12 protein-coding genes and 1 pseudogene are annotated in these 13,182 nt (G+C 58.6%); 8 read left to right on the forward strand and 5 right to left on the reverse strand.

Translation table 11 applies throughout. The features are described 5' to 3' along the window. Nucleotides 1-9: 9 nt before the first annotated feature. Nucleotides 10-1,224, reverse strand: coding sequence for a YcaO-like family protein (locus tag WGT02_RS27775; protein WP_208247667.1), 1,215 nt, complete (start codon nucleotides 1,222-1,224; stop codon nucleotides 10-12). Continuing rightward, nucleotides 1,208-4,282, reverse strand: a complete 3,075-nt coding sequence (locus WGT02_RS27780; RefSeq protein ID WP_208247669.1) for an AAA family ATPase — start codon at nucleotides 4,280-4,282, stop codon at nucleotides 1,208-1,210. The genes WGT02_RS27775 and WGT02_RS27780 overlap by 17 nt, the downstream gene beginning before the upstream one ends. 216 nt (nucleotides 4,283-4,498) lie before the next feature. Between WGT02_RS27780 and WGT02_RS27785 the strand changes: the two genes are divergently transcribed. From WGT02_RS27785 to WGT02_RS27795, 3 genes are all read left to right on the forward strand, one after another. Further along, the gene (locus tag WGT02_RS27785) at nucleotides 4,499-5,086 is read left to right on the forward strand and encodes a DedA family protein (protein ID WP_208247671.1); all 588 of its coding nucleotides are present in this window, start codon (nucleotides 4,499-4,501) and stop codon (nucleotides 5,084-5,086) included. A 436-nt stretch (nucleotides 5,087-5,522) separates the two neighbouring features. Further along, nucleotides 5,523-6,833, forward strand: coding sequence for a hemolysin family protein (locus WGT02_RS27790; RefSeq protein ID WP_024318524.1), 1,311 nt, complete (start codon nucleotides 5,523-5,525; stop codon nucleotides 6,831-6,833). 85 nt (nucleotides 6,834-6,918) lie between these two features. Continuing rightward, nucleotides 6,919-7,203 (forward strand): DUF1236 domain-containing protein, encoded by a 285-nt coding sequence (locus tag WGT02_RS27795; RefSeq protein WP_024318523.1) that lies wholly within the window; start codon nucleotides 6,919-6,921, stop codon nucleotides 7,201-7,203. A gap of 131 nt (nucleotides 7,204-7,334) precedes the next feature. Here the strand turns inward: WGT02_RS27795 and WGT02_RS27800 are convergent, their stop codons facing one another. The 3 genes and pseudogenes from WGT02_RS27800 to WGT02_RS27810 form a co-directional block, all read right to left on the reverse strand. Continuing rightward, nucleotides 7,335-7,823 carry an iron chelate uptake ABC transporter family permease subunit gene (locus WGT02_RS27800; protein ID WP_309475137.1) on the reverse strand — a complete coding sequence of 163 codons (489 nt, stop codon included), beginning with the start codon at nucleotides 7,821-7,823 and terminating at the stop codon, nucleotides 7,335-7,337. A gap of 71 nt (nucleotides 7,824-7,894) precedes the next feature. Next, nucleotides 7,895-8,116: an iron chelate uptake ABC transporter family permease subunit gene (locus WGT02_RS27805; RefSeq protein ID WP_318246571.1), complete on the reverse strand. Its 222-nt coding sequence runs from the start codon at nucleotides 8,114-8,116 to the stop codon at nucleotides 7,895-7,897. Nucleotides 8,117-8,602: 486 nt separating this feature from the next. Next, a pseudogene (locus WGT02_RS27810) lies at nucleotides 8,603-8,913 on the reverse strand (helix-turn-helix domain-containing protein); the annotation flags it as partial. A gap of 176 nt (nucleotides 8,914-9,089) precedes the next feature. On the opposite strand from WGT02_RS27810, the gene WGT02_RS27815 reads away from it, so the two are divergent. The 5 genes from WGT02_RS27815 to WGT02_RS27835 all read left to right on the forward strand — a co-directional run bounded on the left by WGT02_RS27815 (nucleotide 9,090) and on the right by WGT02_RS27835 (nucleotide 13,160). Next, nucleotides 9,090-9,401, forward strand: a complete 312-nt coding sequence (locus WGT02_RS27815; RefSeq protein ID WP_339151229.1) for an MliC family protein — start codon at nucleotides 9,090-9,092, stop codon at nucleotides 9,399-9,401. An 88-nt stretch (nucleotides 9,402-9,489) separates the two neighbouring features. Further along, a complete protein-coding gene (locus WGT02_RS27820; protein ID WP_024318518.1) occupies nucleotides 9,490-9,813 on the forward strand; it encodes a DUF6665 family protein in 324 nt (107 codons plus the stop codon). 354 nt (nucleotides 9,814-10,167) lie between these two features. Continuing rightward, entirely contained in the window at nucleotides 10,168-10,920 is a 753-nt protein-coding gene (locus tag WGT02_RS27825) for a transporter substrate-binding domain-containing protein (protein ID WP_024318517.1), read from the forward strand. A gap of 75 nt (nucleotides 10,921-10,995) precedes the next feature. Continuing rightward, nucleotides 10,996-12,288, forward strand: coding sequence for a GGDEF domain-containing protein (locus WGT02_RS27830; RefSeq protein WP_225040190.1), 1,293 nt, complete (start codon nucleotides 10,996-10,998; stop codon nucleotides 12,286-12,288). A gap of 680 nt (nucleotides 12,289-12,968) precedes the next feature. Further along, nucleotides 12,969-13,160: a hypothetical protein gene (locus WGT02_RS27835; protein WP_024318515.1), complete on the forward strand. Its 192-nt coding sequence runs from the start codon at nucleotides 12,969-12,971 to the stop codon at nucleotides 13,158-13,160. Nucleotides 13,161-13,182 lie beyond the last annotated feature (22 nt).

Consider the following 13,182-nt stretch of genomic DNA (forward strand, 5'->3'; position numbering starts at 1 on the left):
CCTGGTCTCCTAGCGCACGATCGAAAATGGGCGGCCGCGAGGCATCAAGATCCTGGCGCAGCGAACGGGACCGTCGCAATTCGAACCCAGCGGAACTGCAAGAACAGGACCAAGCGCGGCATCGATGACGCAATCAAGCATCTCCTGGAGCGTGGAAACCGGTCGGATTTCCGCGACTGGCGAGAAAGACGCCGGATTGAGAATGAGTTGGCGCGCCTTTGCAATAACGCGGTCAACACGCTTGTGATAGTGCCCCGCCGTCTGGTCGTCACGGGCGCCTGATATGGCTCCTGCTCGCGTCGCCAACGCCTCAAGCAAGGCATTTTCCGCCGCCTGGTGAAGGTTTTGCCCGGCGCAATAACCTTCTGTCGGCAGTGCAAGAATGGGATGCCTGGCGCCGATTTCGATCGTCTGGCACCAGACGACGGCAATTCCGGTCGGGGAGGGGGCAAGCCAGAACCCGGCCGATATAGCGCGTTCTGCGAGACGTTCGATCCGGCGATTGACAGCCGGGCCAAGGCTCCCGGGAGCAAGTCGGTGTCTGTCGAAGAAGCCGTGTGTGTCGAACGCTCTGGCAATCGCATCGCGCTCTATGCACTCGAAGAGCGCGTGCGCTGCCGCTTGATGCGATGTTGAATGGCACGCGAGGCCGGTGGTGGTACGAAGGAACAGCCCATCGAAGTCCGGTGGCGGATCGGTGTAGCGTGTATGCACGAGTTCGAGAGGAACCATCTGCGTCGATCCGGAGTGAAGGTCATAGGCTGCAATCCAAAGCGTTGGTGTTCGCCGCCAAGCAGCGTTTGTGCTGTTGATAAGCTTAGTGTCGAACAGTCCCTCTGGGATGGCGAGCTCATCCGCACTTGCAAGAACAGCGCTCTTGGCCGGAAGCAGCTCGGCGTAGTAGCGCTCAAGCGCCTCCATGATCGCTCCGATCGCGGCATGTGGGATGGAACGACCTCGGCCAAGGGAGGTCACTTCTGAAAGGGCGCTTGGGCGGATCGTTTGAACCGCCGGAAGCGCCAATCGATCGAGGCCGGTGAGGTCGGCGATGCGTGTTATGCCCGCGTGCCTACAAATTGGCAGGAGCTCGCGCAGGTATATGCCGGGATCGTCCTGCGCCTCCTGGGCAAGCGGTGAACAGAGGTGGACGGTGACCTCTTCCGCAAACGCGCCGAGGAGTTCGTTGTCTGACGTGGCGTAAGTGGGCTCACCGCTCGACGACAAGGCCAAGGTCCTCGATCGACTGGTTGATTTTCTGCTGGAGTGCGACCGCTCCTTGCGTCTGGGCAGTCTCCGCGGCAACCCGCAGATCCTCGACGACAAGATTTCGCATCGCGCCGGTGCGGGCACGCAGCATGGCGCGAACCCGGTACAGCTCGGCCAGCCAATAGGCGTGACCCGTTTCTCGTGCTTTGAGGATCGCCTGGCTGGCGACCTCGATGGCGCGATCGACCTTGCCGAGAAGGCCCAGCATTGCGGCCTGCATCGATAGATAGATCGGCAGGTCGATCACCGCGCCGAGTTCCGCTAGAAGATCAAACCCCTTGCAGAACCTTTCATAGCCCCCTTTAAGGTTTCCAAGATGGGCCTCGGCCCAGCCGCCGAAAAGAAGCGAAAGTCCAGCCAAAGACTGCATTTCGTGTTGTCTCGCAAATTCAGACATCTCTTCCGCAACGCTTCTCAAGCGTTTGTAATCATTGCGATAGAAGGCAGAGACAGCTTCCGTGTCGAGAGAGTGTGCCTTGCTCGGCAGGTGGGAAATCTCGTTTACGAACCGGATCATATCCTGAAGTGCATGGTCCGATTCATGCGTTTGGCCTGTCAGCCACAGCGAGAGAGCCAGTTGGCCCAGTCCACAGACACGTGCATCGTGACCACCGTAAATCGTCCGTGCTTCTGTCGCCCTTGGTGTGTCGTAGAGAGCCAGCCCTTCCCGGATTGCATTCTGCGTTTCTCGGTGACGTCCAAGGTTGAAGTCGATAGCCCAGATGCAATGCTTCATCTGCAAGCGTATTTCGGGGTCCTGTATCCCTGCCAACATGACCTGCACTTCCATCGCGCGCTCATGCATCGTCAGAAAATCGGCTCCCGTCAGCCACCAACCCCAGTAGATCGGAAACCATCGCGACTTCTCTTCCAGCGGCAGGCGATTGGCGATCTCCACTCCGTCTTCGTAGAGCTTTCGCGCCGGCGGGAAATTCAGGCCGACCGCCCCGGTGAGCACTGGTCCCAGCGCGGTTACAGCTGTCAGACGAAGTCGATCAACCCGGTCGACGACCTCCAGACCGTCGCAGATTGAGAGGGCATGTTCGAGATGGTGGCGGGCTTCGACCAAAGCGGAGCGACGCGCAGCCTCCTGGCCGGCCCTGATGAACAGTTGCGCGGCCGTTTCCTTGAGACCGGCACGCTCCGCATGCTCGGCACGGGAACCGACATCGATCCACGGTGCAATTGCGGCGTCTTCGCTGACAGCGTCGAAGAGGCGCCGATGAAGGGCTTGGCTCTGCCGTCGCAGCAACAGCTTGTAGATTGTCTCCTGGATCAATGCGTGGCGAAAACCATAGGTAGTGGTTCCGCCAGCTCGCACATGTGTTACGAAACCCGTATCGCACAGCGTATCCGCCGCGTTCGCCAGCGCCTTCTTGCCATAGTCCGGGAGTAGCCTCTGAAGAAGCGGCAAGGTGAAGCGGGAGCCGGCAACGGCGCCGGCGCGTGCTACATCCCTGATCGGGCCAAGTTGACCGAGCCGCGCTTCGAGAATCTCTTCAAATGCCGAAATATGGGTTGTCGATGCCGTCTCCGGCATCGTGACATTGTCGGCGATCTTGGTGTCGGATACCCACTGGCATATCTGCTCGATAAAGAGCGGCACGCCCCCACATATTCGCTCCGTTACCTCAACCAGCTCTGAAAACTCGGCTTGTCGGTGCTGCGGCCAGTTGCGCTCGATCGCCCGCCTCGTTTCGTCCGGATCGAGCGGTTGCAGAGACAATCGAGATGGATTGGCGTCTTCAGGCCATTCCGTCGTCGGCTCCGGACGTGTGGTCGCGATGAGAAGAAGCCGAAGCCGCGAGATGACGCGGGCCGCCTCCATCAGAAGCTCCCGCGAGGTCGGGTCAATCCAGTGAATGTCCTCGACGACCATAAGGACCGGCCCACTCTCGCATAAAGCCTGCAGGGCCCGTGGAATTGCTTGTCGTGCTCTGTCCCGTATGAGTTTGGGATTGCTGCCTGCGAGATTTTCACTACGCCCTTCGGCACCGAGGAGATGGGCAAAGATCTCGATGATGTCGTCTTCCCGTATGCCGTGGCGCCGGAAGCGGGCAGCGACTGTGGCTGCCCTCAATTTCGACTTTCCACCCGTTTCGGGCATGCCGGTGAGGCTGTTGACCAAGGGGTGGAGCGTCGAATGGAAGCCACCAGGCACGCATTGGAAGAAGAAGGATTTCGATCGCTCCGCGCGCGTTTGTCTGCGGAACTCATGCAGGAGACGCGATTTTCCGATCCCAGCCTCTCCCTCGACGACGACCGTCTGCCCATTCCCGGCCACGACGCTTTTCCACGCTTTCGAAAGTGCGTCCAGCTCGGTTGCGCGACCCACAAAGGGGCTGCCGAGCCTTCCGAACGCATAGAATCTGTCCACTTCATTTTTGTGGCCAAGCGCGCGCCATGCTCTTTCAGGCCCCTCGAATCCCTTCAGATTCCAGATGCCCTCGAACGAAAACGCGTGCGAGCGCCCCGCCAGCCTGCAGGTTTCGTCTGACACGAAGACGGTGTTGGGAGCAGCGACCGTCTCAAGCCGCGTGGCCAGAGCAAGCGCCACGCCGACAACGGGCTCATGGCTCCAGCTTTGTTCTTTAAGTCCCTGAATAAGCGCAACAGACGTGGCAATGCCGACGCGCACCTGCAGATCGGCACGACCGGCGGCCTGGCCAACGTGCCTGCAGGTTTCGATGATTTGCAAGCCGGCACGAATAGCGAGGGAAGCGGCATCCCGCGCTCCAAGATCGATCGGAAATAAGGCGAGGCCTCCGTCACCGGCCTCCACCCGAAGCACGCCTGAATGCTCTACGATCGATTTGTTCGCGGCTGCCTGAAACGCCGATATCAGCTCGCGGTAATCTTCCAGGTCCATGCGGTGGAAGAGTTCGGTTGAATCGACCAGATCGTAGCAAAGTGCGGTAACGATCCGGCGCTCGACCGCACTGGTTGCAACTTGGGCTTTCCTCCGGCCGCTCTTAACCGGTGGTTTCGTGGCGCCATTCGGATCGTCGTCCTGCATCGCGCTTCCCCCAGGCCGCTAGCCCCAAGCTGCCATGCCCGTAAGGCTAACACATTCTTAACGCGTTGCGAGGGTATCGTTGTATTGACGCCCCATGCCTTTGGTAGGGGAGCTACGGTGTCGCACGCTAGGGCAGATCTCCTCTCTTGCAGGCGTTGCTGCGAGACCCCAATTCAAGGCAGGTTGCGTGCTCGTCGCCCGCGCGGAGGCTAGCCATTGCTCGAAAAGCTGATCGGTGAATACGGCCTCCTGGCCGTTTTTCTTGGCGCTGCTGTTGAAGGCGAAACGGCAGCATTTTTGGGTGGGATCTTCGCCCATCGGCAGCTCATTCCATACTGGCAGGTCGCGCTGGCTGCATGTCTCGGATCGTTTGCTGCGGACCAGTTCTTTTTTCTATCGGGTCGATATGCCACGAAGTGGTCCTATGTTCAGAAACAGCTTGGATCGGAACCGATTGCGCGGGTGACGCGACTGCTCGAAGCGCATCCGACGGGCTTCATTCTGGCCTTTCGCTTCATCTACGGCATCCGAACGATCAGCCCCGTTGCGATCGGCATCTCCAGTGTCTCGGCGCGCAGGTTTGTCATACTCAATGCGTTTGCCGCGCTGATTTGGGGCTTCTTGATAACCGCGATTGGTTTCGTTGCCGGATGTGCGGTTGAAGCATTGCTAGGGCGGCTGCAGCTTCACCTGCATTTGCTGACCGCGCTGGCCTTTGTCGCCATCCTTGTTCCGGTCAGTGCCTATGCTTTCAGGCGAGAAATGGCGAGACGGACCGCTCGCCTGGGCAGGCGAGCAGCATGATGGCATGGGCAACGCCAACGCAACTATCGCGGACACAGGCGAACCTGCGTCACTTTTCAGGTGAGTGGCCGAGGGTCGTGAATCGATCGGATCGGCTTGCTCGGATTCGATTGAATCGATTTGCAAATCGATTTTCTATTTCCTTGGCCGCTTTCCGGTACCGATCTCAACCTCACAAACCGTATAAGGCGCTACCGGCGGTCAAGGAACACGTTCCGACCTTCCGCCGCCCTTATCAGCACTGGGCCGCAGCCGAGATCGAGGTGAAGGGCGGAGCGAGCTCAAACCTCGAATGTGTTCGCAGGCGGGCGAACCAAACACCGGTAATGGCAATCTTGAGAACCCAAAGAAACATCTATTGCGACTAGCTGGTAGCTGGCGTTCTGTGGGAGAATGCCTATGTTTCGGATAGTTTGAAATAATAAGGTCCTCATTTTTGCTTCTCGAAATTTCAATCGTTGCCATTCTCACGATCTTGAACGGCGTTCTCGCCATGTCCGAGCTCGCGGTCGTATCCTCGCGGCCGGCTCGTCTCAAAGTACTCGCCGATCAGGGAAGCCGCGGGGCCGCTATGGCCATCCGGCTAGGTGAGGACCCCGGACGTTTTCTATCCACCGTTCAGATCGGCATTACCCTCGTTGGCGTCTTGTCCGGCGCATTCTCGGGCGCGACGCTTGGTGCGCGACTGGCCGGCTGGCTAGGCACACACGGCTTGTCACAGACAGCCGCCGATGCGCTCGGGGTCGGCTCGGTCGTCGTTGCGATCACATACTTGTCGTTGATTGTCGGCGAGCTGGTGCCGAAGCAGATCGCTCTTCGCGCACCGGAAGCCGTTGCCAGCAGGGTCGCCCCGGCGATGGTGTTTTTGTCCCGCCTGGCCGCGCCGCTCGTCTGGCTGCTTGACACGTCCGGTCGCACCATCCTTCGACTTCTCGGGCAGTCGGGCAAGTCCGGTGACGTCGTCACCGATGAAGAAATCAAGACTGTGCTCGCCGAAGCGCACAGCGCAGGCGTGATCGAGACGGAAGAGTCGGCGATGATCTCTGGTGTCATGCGCCTGGCAGATCGAAGTGCCAGAGCCTTGATGACGCCGCGCCGCGATGTAGAGGTGATCGATGTGGAGGATGGCTTTGCAGAGATCCGGGACCAGCTCCGTCGGAGCGCGCAGGCACGGTTGCCGGTGCGCAAGAACAGCTCCGACGAGATCATCGGCGTGCTCTTGACCAAGGACTTCTACGATGCGCTTGCGTCGTCCGGTCATGTCGACATTGCCACCCTTGCCCGCGAGGTACCGATCGTATCAGACTTGTCGGGTGCCCTAGACGTCATTCAGGCCATTCGTCGTTCACCCTGCCACATGGTGCTGGTCTATGACGAATACGGCCACTTCGAAGGCGTGATCACCTCCGGCGACATCCTGGAGGCGATCATGGGCGCGGTCCAGGAAGACTCGATTGGAGAGAAGGCGATCGTACGCCGCCACGACGGCAGCTATCTTGTGTCCGGCTGGACGCCGATCGACGAGTTTGCGGATTTCATGGGGTTCCAGGTTGATGACGACAGGGACTACCAGACGGTGGCGGGTCTCGTGCTGGAGGAAATGAAGCACCTGCCGGAGGTTGGCGAGAGTTTTGCGATGAACGGTTGGCGATTCGAGGTCGTCGATCTTGATGGGCGCAGAATCGACAAGCTTCTTTTGACGGCTGACGTGTCTCCTGACGAGGGGGGAAGCCGAACACTGCAGTGAGGTTGGAGGGCAGCTGCCCGTCCTGTTTGCCGGGGAACCTTCACGTGGAAAGGGAGTTCACCCTTTCAGACATATGGAGGTAGCTATGAAAGCTCTCGTAACAGCTGCAACGGCAGCGCTTATGCTAACCGGTACGGCTATGGCCCAGACCACGGTTGTGACCGTGCCTGGCGAGGTGAGAACCTATATAACTGAACAGCAGGTCCCATCCGTTGTTTACGATGGCGATATCGTCGTGGGAAGTGAGCTGCCGTCCTCAGTCGAAATCCACACGATCCCCAGCAATGATGCATACGGTTACACGGTGGTGAACAAGAAGCGCGTAATCGTCGATCCGCATACGCACCGCGTAATCGAAGTGATCAATTAATCAATCGGTTTGCTTTGACAGCTGAGGTTGTGCTTGCATTTGGACACATCGACCTGACGCTACGGAACCTGAGGAGGGTCGATGTGACCGTGTGCACGGGCAAATCGCATGCGCGCCTCTGGCCACCGGCACTATGCAGAGGCGCGTGTTTCCTTTCGGCTTAGAATCCACAGAAGATATGGCCCTCCAATCAGGGCGGCGAACAGTCCGACCGGAACCTGATACGGATAAATGATGATCCGTGATAGCCCGTCGGCTAGGACAAGCAGGCAGGCGCCGATCAGCATGGTTGCGAGCAAATGATCGCGGCTACGGTGAAAACCGATCAGCCTGGACAATTGGGGCGCGATCAATCCCGTAAGGCTAAGTGGCCCAATGAGGAAAGAAGAGATCGCCGTCATGAGCGACGCGAGTACGGCAAGCAGCGGACGCGTTGGGGTAACGCTCATTCCGACACTGCGTGCCGCCCCGGCGCCAAGTGGCAAGATGGTCAACCAGTGCGTCATCAGGAAGAGCGGCGCTGTCAGAATAGAATGCGAAGTGATCGCGGTCCAGGCCTCCAAAGCGCCGGCGCGGTTTGTCGAACCGGATAGCCAGGTCAGCAGGATGTAACTGCGCAATGTCGGCCTGCGCGAGCACCATGCCTATGATTGCAAGGAAGCTGATGGCGACGCCTGCAAGCAAGAGCGCCTCAGGCGACATCCCGGCTCGCCGGGCAATGACGATCATGGCCAGAAATGAGGCGAGTGCTCCGAGGGCCATACCGGCGATCATGATCGGCGGCGAAGGGAAGGCGAAAATGAATACCGTCACTGTCAGTCGTCCCGGCGCCAGAGGAGACACCGAGCACTTCAGGGCTTGCCAGCGGATTGCCGGTCACCCGTTGGATGATGAAGCCGGCAGCACCCAGCATCGCAGCAGCTCCGGCTGCAATGACAGTTCGCGGCAGCCTGAACGGCAGAAGATCTGAACGCAGCGATCCAACGGCAATTTACCAGCCGCCATCGGTCGGGCCGACAGGAAGAACGGCCGCGAGCATAGCCAAGAAGAGAGCGCAGAAAAGCAGGAGTGCCAGCGATGGTCGCGATACGCGTCGCAGAGCTCCAGGCGATTTTGCGGTGATAGCCGAGGGGCCATGGACGCGTGGCAGCAGGAACAAAAGGAGCGGGCCGCCAATGAGCGCGGTGGCTGCTCCTGTCGGCGCAAGGTCGGAAAAGCCGGGGACAACAGTTGCGTCAGGCACCACCCCTGCTCATAGGCCCGCCGGTCGCCTGCCAGGCGCCAACTCGAATAAGGTGAGCGATTAAGTCAAATTTAATGGTCGGGCTTGGTCTGATCTGCGGCGATTGAACGATTTTGGGCAATTCCAAAATTTGTGGGCAAATCTTTGTGAAATGCATCACTCGCACTTCGACCGTTTCCAGCGCGCCGGTGTCGTTCCGACATATTTGCGGAAGACGCGCGTGAAGTGCCTGGTCGGAAAGCCTGTTTCCACTGCGATGGCAGTGAGGCCTTGATCGCTATCGCGCAGCAGCTGTTTGGCAAGCTCAAGCCTGGCGTTCATTTGCCAACATGTGGCGTTACGCCGGTGGAGGCCTTGACCGAGTGGCTGAAATGCGACTGGGACAGCCCCGTCAGTTCGGCCAGTTCCTGGAGACGGATATTGCGCCCGCAGTGCTCCTGCATGAACTCGCTGGCGCGGCGCAACTGCGCTTGGCTATCAAGTCCTGATGCGTCCCCGCGCCACGACGGCCCGCTCGGGGCCGAACGCCGACGACGCGAATACCTTTCTTGACGAGCGTTGCGGCGTTAGACTGGCGTGCCGACCGTGGCAGCGACCCGTAACCTGGACGCAGGGTGCTGATTGAGAGTCGGGCGAGGGAGGCATGATGACTGCGAAGACGACCATGATGTTCGCGCTTGCTGCTCTCGCGATCTCGGCGGCCAAGGCACTCTCTACGGAGGCGCAATACGAGTGCGCAACCGGCACGCGTCTTCATGCAGCCTTTCATCGCATGACGCTTCGCCCGGCAGTGTCGTGCTCGCCTTTTTGGGGCGCATCGGGCGAGATCAGACTGCCGCAGCTCGCCTCAGCCGATGGTGGCCGCTATGCCAACAACGATATGGAGTTCTGGATCCAGGGCAATGAAGCCACCCTGACCGTCGGCGGGAAGAGCGAAACATGTCATACCAATTGAGCGTGTTGGGTAGGGCTGGGAAGTCCGTTCACAACGCAAATTTACCAAGCAACGTCATTTGAACGAAAATCCAGGAAAGGAGGCAATCGTGAGTCTCAGGCCGCCACGATCACTCTCAGGGCAGTCGAGCGCCGGGTTAAATCCCTTGGAATACGAGCTTGCCTCCGCGCGGGCGGACGCCCTGGGTCGCCAGGGTCGCAAGATGGAAGCCGCGTTGGCCAGGCTTGCATCGTGGTCGCCGGAAAACAATCACAAGACTGACCGGCAAACCCTCCTCGATGAGGCCTCCGACGCCGTCTGGGCATTGTTTATCCAGCGCGAGATCTGCGGGCTCCACAATGATAAGGATGTCATCAAGCGGTATCAGATTCCAGGTGAGGTTCTGGCAAGGCTCGGCGCGACACGCAAGTGACGGCGAAACGATCGTGTAAGCAAGACGATAGACATAGCGGCCGCTTGTCGAAAGTCTCGAAGTGGGGAGGAGCCCATTACAGGCGACGCTCATCCAGGGCGAAGAAATGGCCGCTACTATCCCATGGTCTTCGCGCAGGAGCAGCCCGTCATCCGGAACACTTTTAAATCGTCCCGCCCGGTTCCTTGTGGTCCGCCCGCGACAGCCACCTGGCGCAAGCGCCGCTGGAGGTGCTGTAGATCATTGAATTTGCTGAAACCGCGATGGGAGGTCGCAAATTTCCTCGACTCCGAGCGGTCATTTCAGGATTTCCTTAGTCATTTCGCATCATAGTTGCGCTGAAGGAGAAACGTGATGATGCGAAATGTGGTCCTCGCCTTAGGTCTTCTACTCGGCGCCTCTGTCGCCCATTCTACCGAGCACCTCCGGATCGCTACCGAAGGGGCCTATCCCCCTTTCAATTTTGTCGATGAGAACGGTACCCTTAAGGGTTTCGATGTCGATATCGCAAAGGCGCTCTGCAAGCAGCTTAACGCTGACTGCACGCTCCAGACCGTCGAATGGTCCAAGATAATCGAGGGACTGGAATCCGACGACTATGATTTGATCGTGGCGAGCATGGCATACACGAAGGAGCGTGCCGCCCGCGTCGAATTCTCAGCGCCATACTATCGCTCGCATTCGGTTTTGATCGGGGACGCAGAAAAGTTCACCGACAGTTCTCCAGGAGCTTTGGTTGGCGCGCGCATCGCCGCTGCCGAGGGAACAATCCAGGCTGACTACGCAAAGCAAGCATACAAACAAAGCGTTCCTGTCTTGGCCAAGGATCAGCCGTCAGCTCAAAAACTGCTCGAAGAAAAGAAGGCCGATTTGTTGATCGGCGATGCTATTGAACTTTTGAGCTTCATGGAGACGCCCACAGGTTCTGCGTATGGCTACGTCGGAGATCCCATTTCCAGCGAATTTCTTCAAAGCTCAGCGCATATCACCGCGAGAAAGGGAAACAGTCCGCTTATCGCTCGCGTAAACGATGCGCTCAAGCAAATCAAACTTGATGGGACCTACGACAAGATCAACGATCACTATTTTCCCTTCAGCATCTATTAGGGCGGCCAATTGGATACCCGATTATCGAGGTCTCGCGACATGCCTCTCCGATCTGTGGGGCGCATTCTCTTGTTTGTGGTAGTCATTTACTCGGCGATTGCTGCGGCAGGCGCGGGGCTCTTACTGACTCGTATCGAAAATGAGGCGATTGTAACGCGCGAGCGACAGATCCCGCTGATTTTGTCGCAGACCCGCAACGCGGTTAAGATCGAAAGGATGTCATCCCTCGTTCGAGCGATTTTCCTCGCCAACGACCGCCGTTTGGAACGACAGCTTCAGCTGCAAATCCAGGCTCTCGCTCAGGGCTTCGGTTTTGATGGGTCAGCCACCCTGACTGGTGGCTCTCGCAAGGTGGCCAGCCTCGCCAAGACGATCGCAGCTGCGCACCAGAAAAACCGGGACGAAGTAGATCGTGATCAGAGTACTCCAGGATCCGGCAAATCGACAGTGGATCTAGTCGCCTATGAGGAGGCGATGCGCATCATTGAAATGATGGGCAAGGAGGTCAGTGGCAACTCCGCTCTCGTGGCGGACGAAATCGCCGGAGGCATTCAAAAGAGCGCGGTCGCAGTGCGGAATCTCGTGATCATTGTTCTCATTATCCCCGCCCTCTCCGTACCTCTTTTGCTTTTACTAGCCCGCCGGCACTTTGCAGTTCCAATCGTTGCTGCAATCAGCAACCTTAAACGGATCGAGAAAGACGAACCTCTCCTTGTCGAAACGAACAGGCCGCTGTTAAAAGAGCTGGCGTTGATTGGAGACGCAATCATCTCTTATGGGAATGCGGCTAGTGAACTGCGCCGCACGAATGTCGTTCTGCAGGCGCTCGCCGAGAAAGACCCTCTGACGGGTCTGGCCAATCGCAGAACTTTCGAGAAGTTTCTGGCCGCGGCGATTCAGAGGTCGTCGCCGGAGTCGGGCACAGCCGTTCTGCTCATTGACATCGATCACTTTAAATCGGTCAACGATCGCTTCGGACATCCGACCGGCGATCGCTGTCTCAAATCGCTCGCTAGCCTCCTTGAAAACATACCGGATCTTTCGAATGCCTTGGCTGCCAGGTTCGGAGGTGAGGAATTCGTGGTCGTGTACGATGCTCCTTCGTCCGATCACGCGCTTGAATATGCTCGGTTCGTCTGCAGGAAAATAGAGCAGCTTGAAACCCAAAGCGTGGATGGGACCTATTTGCGCTTTACTGGCAGCATCGGGGTCTCCTTCACCACCTCGGCTTCGGAGGATCCCGGCAATCTCCTCGAGAAAGCTGATCGCGCGTTGTACGACGCCAAACGATCCGGGCGCAATCGCGCCGAGGTCGATTCGTCGCTATCGAAGGGGAGCAGGGAAGGGCGCGTTCAGCGAATTCTGTAATCGTTGCGTAGTGACAAAGCCTCTTGTCGCGGCGACGCCATCATCTGCCACATCTCAGGCAGCATTGTCTGGTGGCGTTACCCCGGAGCAGACCATCGCAGCAGCAGCCACGCTTTCAGAGGCCGAAGCCGATGCCAGCCCGGTAACTTGGCCTCAGAATTTGAGGAAAAAATGAGCCCGCCCAGATGCTGGCGGGCTCTGACGCAATAGTGTGATGCCGCATCTGTCCGGTTCATAAAATCACAACCGATCATTCCGGCTTTGATCGGCCTAATCGTCGTCTCGACCTTGCCGATAACCCCGATCGTGCTCTTCGCAAGCCGCCTCTGAGAGGCGGCTTTTGTGTACCCGCGCGGGAGGATTCTCTATTGCCTTATATTGAGAGGGATGAAACTGGCTCCATTAAGGGCTGTATGCCGTCTGGCAGCCCGAGACGCTGAAGAGGAGTTGCCAGAAGCCGATCCCGGAAGTCATTGCTTTCAGATCACCGGCACTGGATCTCGCGACCACGTAAGCCAATCTGAAGGCCGAAATTGACAAGGCAGCCGAAACAGAGCGCCTGAAGTACATCACTGGCGGCGCTGGGCAGGCGATGACCTACCAGTAAAGTCTGACGAGGCGAAGCGCTATATCGCCGCGTTGATGCCGGAAGCACACCTGAGCCGTCGGACTTTCGGCTCTTGTCTGCTGAGGTGGGTATCACGGCGCCAACGCTCGCGGAGGTCGCCACCATCGTCAACGAGGCCTTCCTTCGATGGCAGATCATCGGCGGAGCGATCGAGGCCGTTCGTCTCGGCACCAAGGCTGCGATTGAGGCGACGGGGACGGTCGAAGAGGCCGCGGCCGCCGCTGCAGCGGCGGCCTGGCCGTAGACAGAACGACACACAGAACCCA

It is taken from the genome of Rhizobium sp. T1470, from assembly GCF_042140505.1.
GTDB classification, from domain to species: domain Bacteria; phylum Pseudomonadota; class Alphaproteobacteria; order Rhizobiales; family Rhizobiaceae; genus Rhizobium; species Rhizobium favelukesii.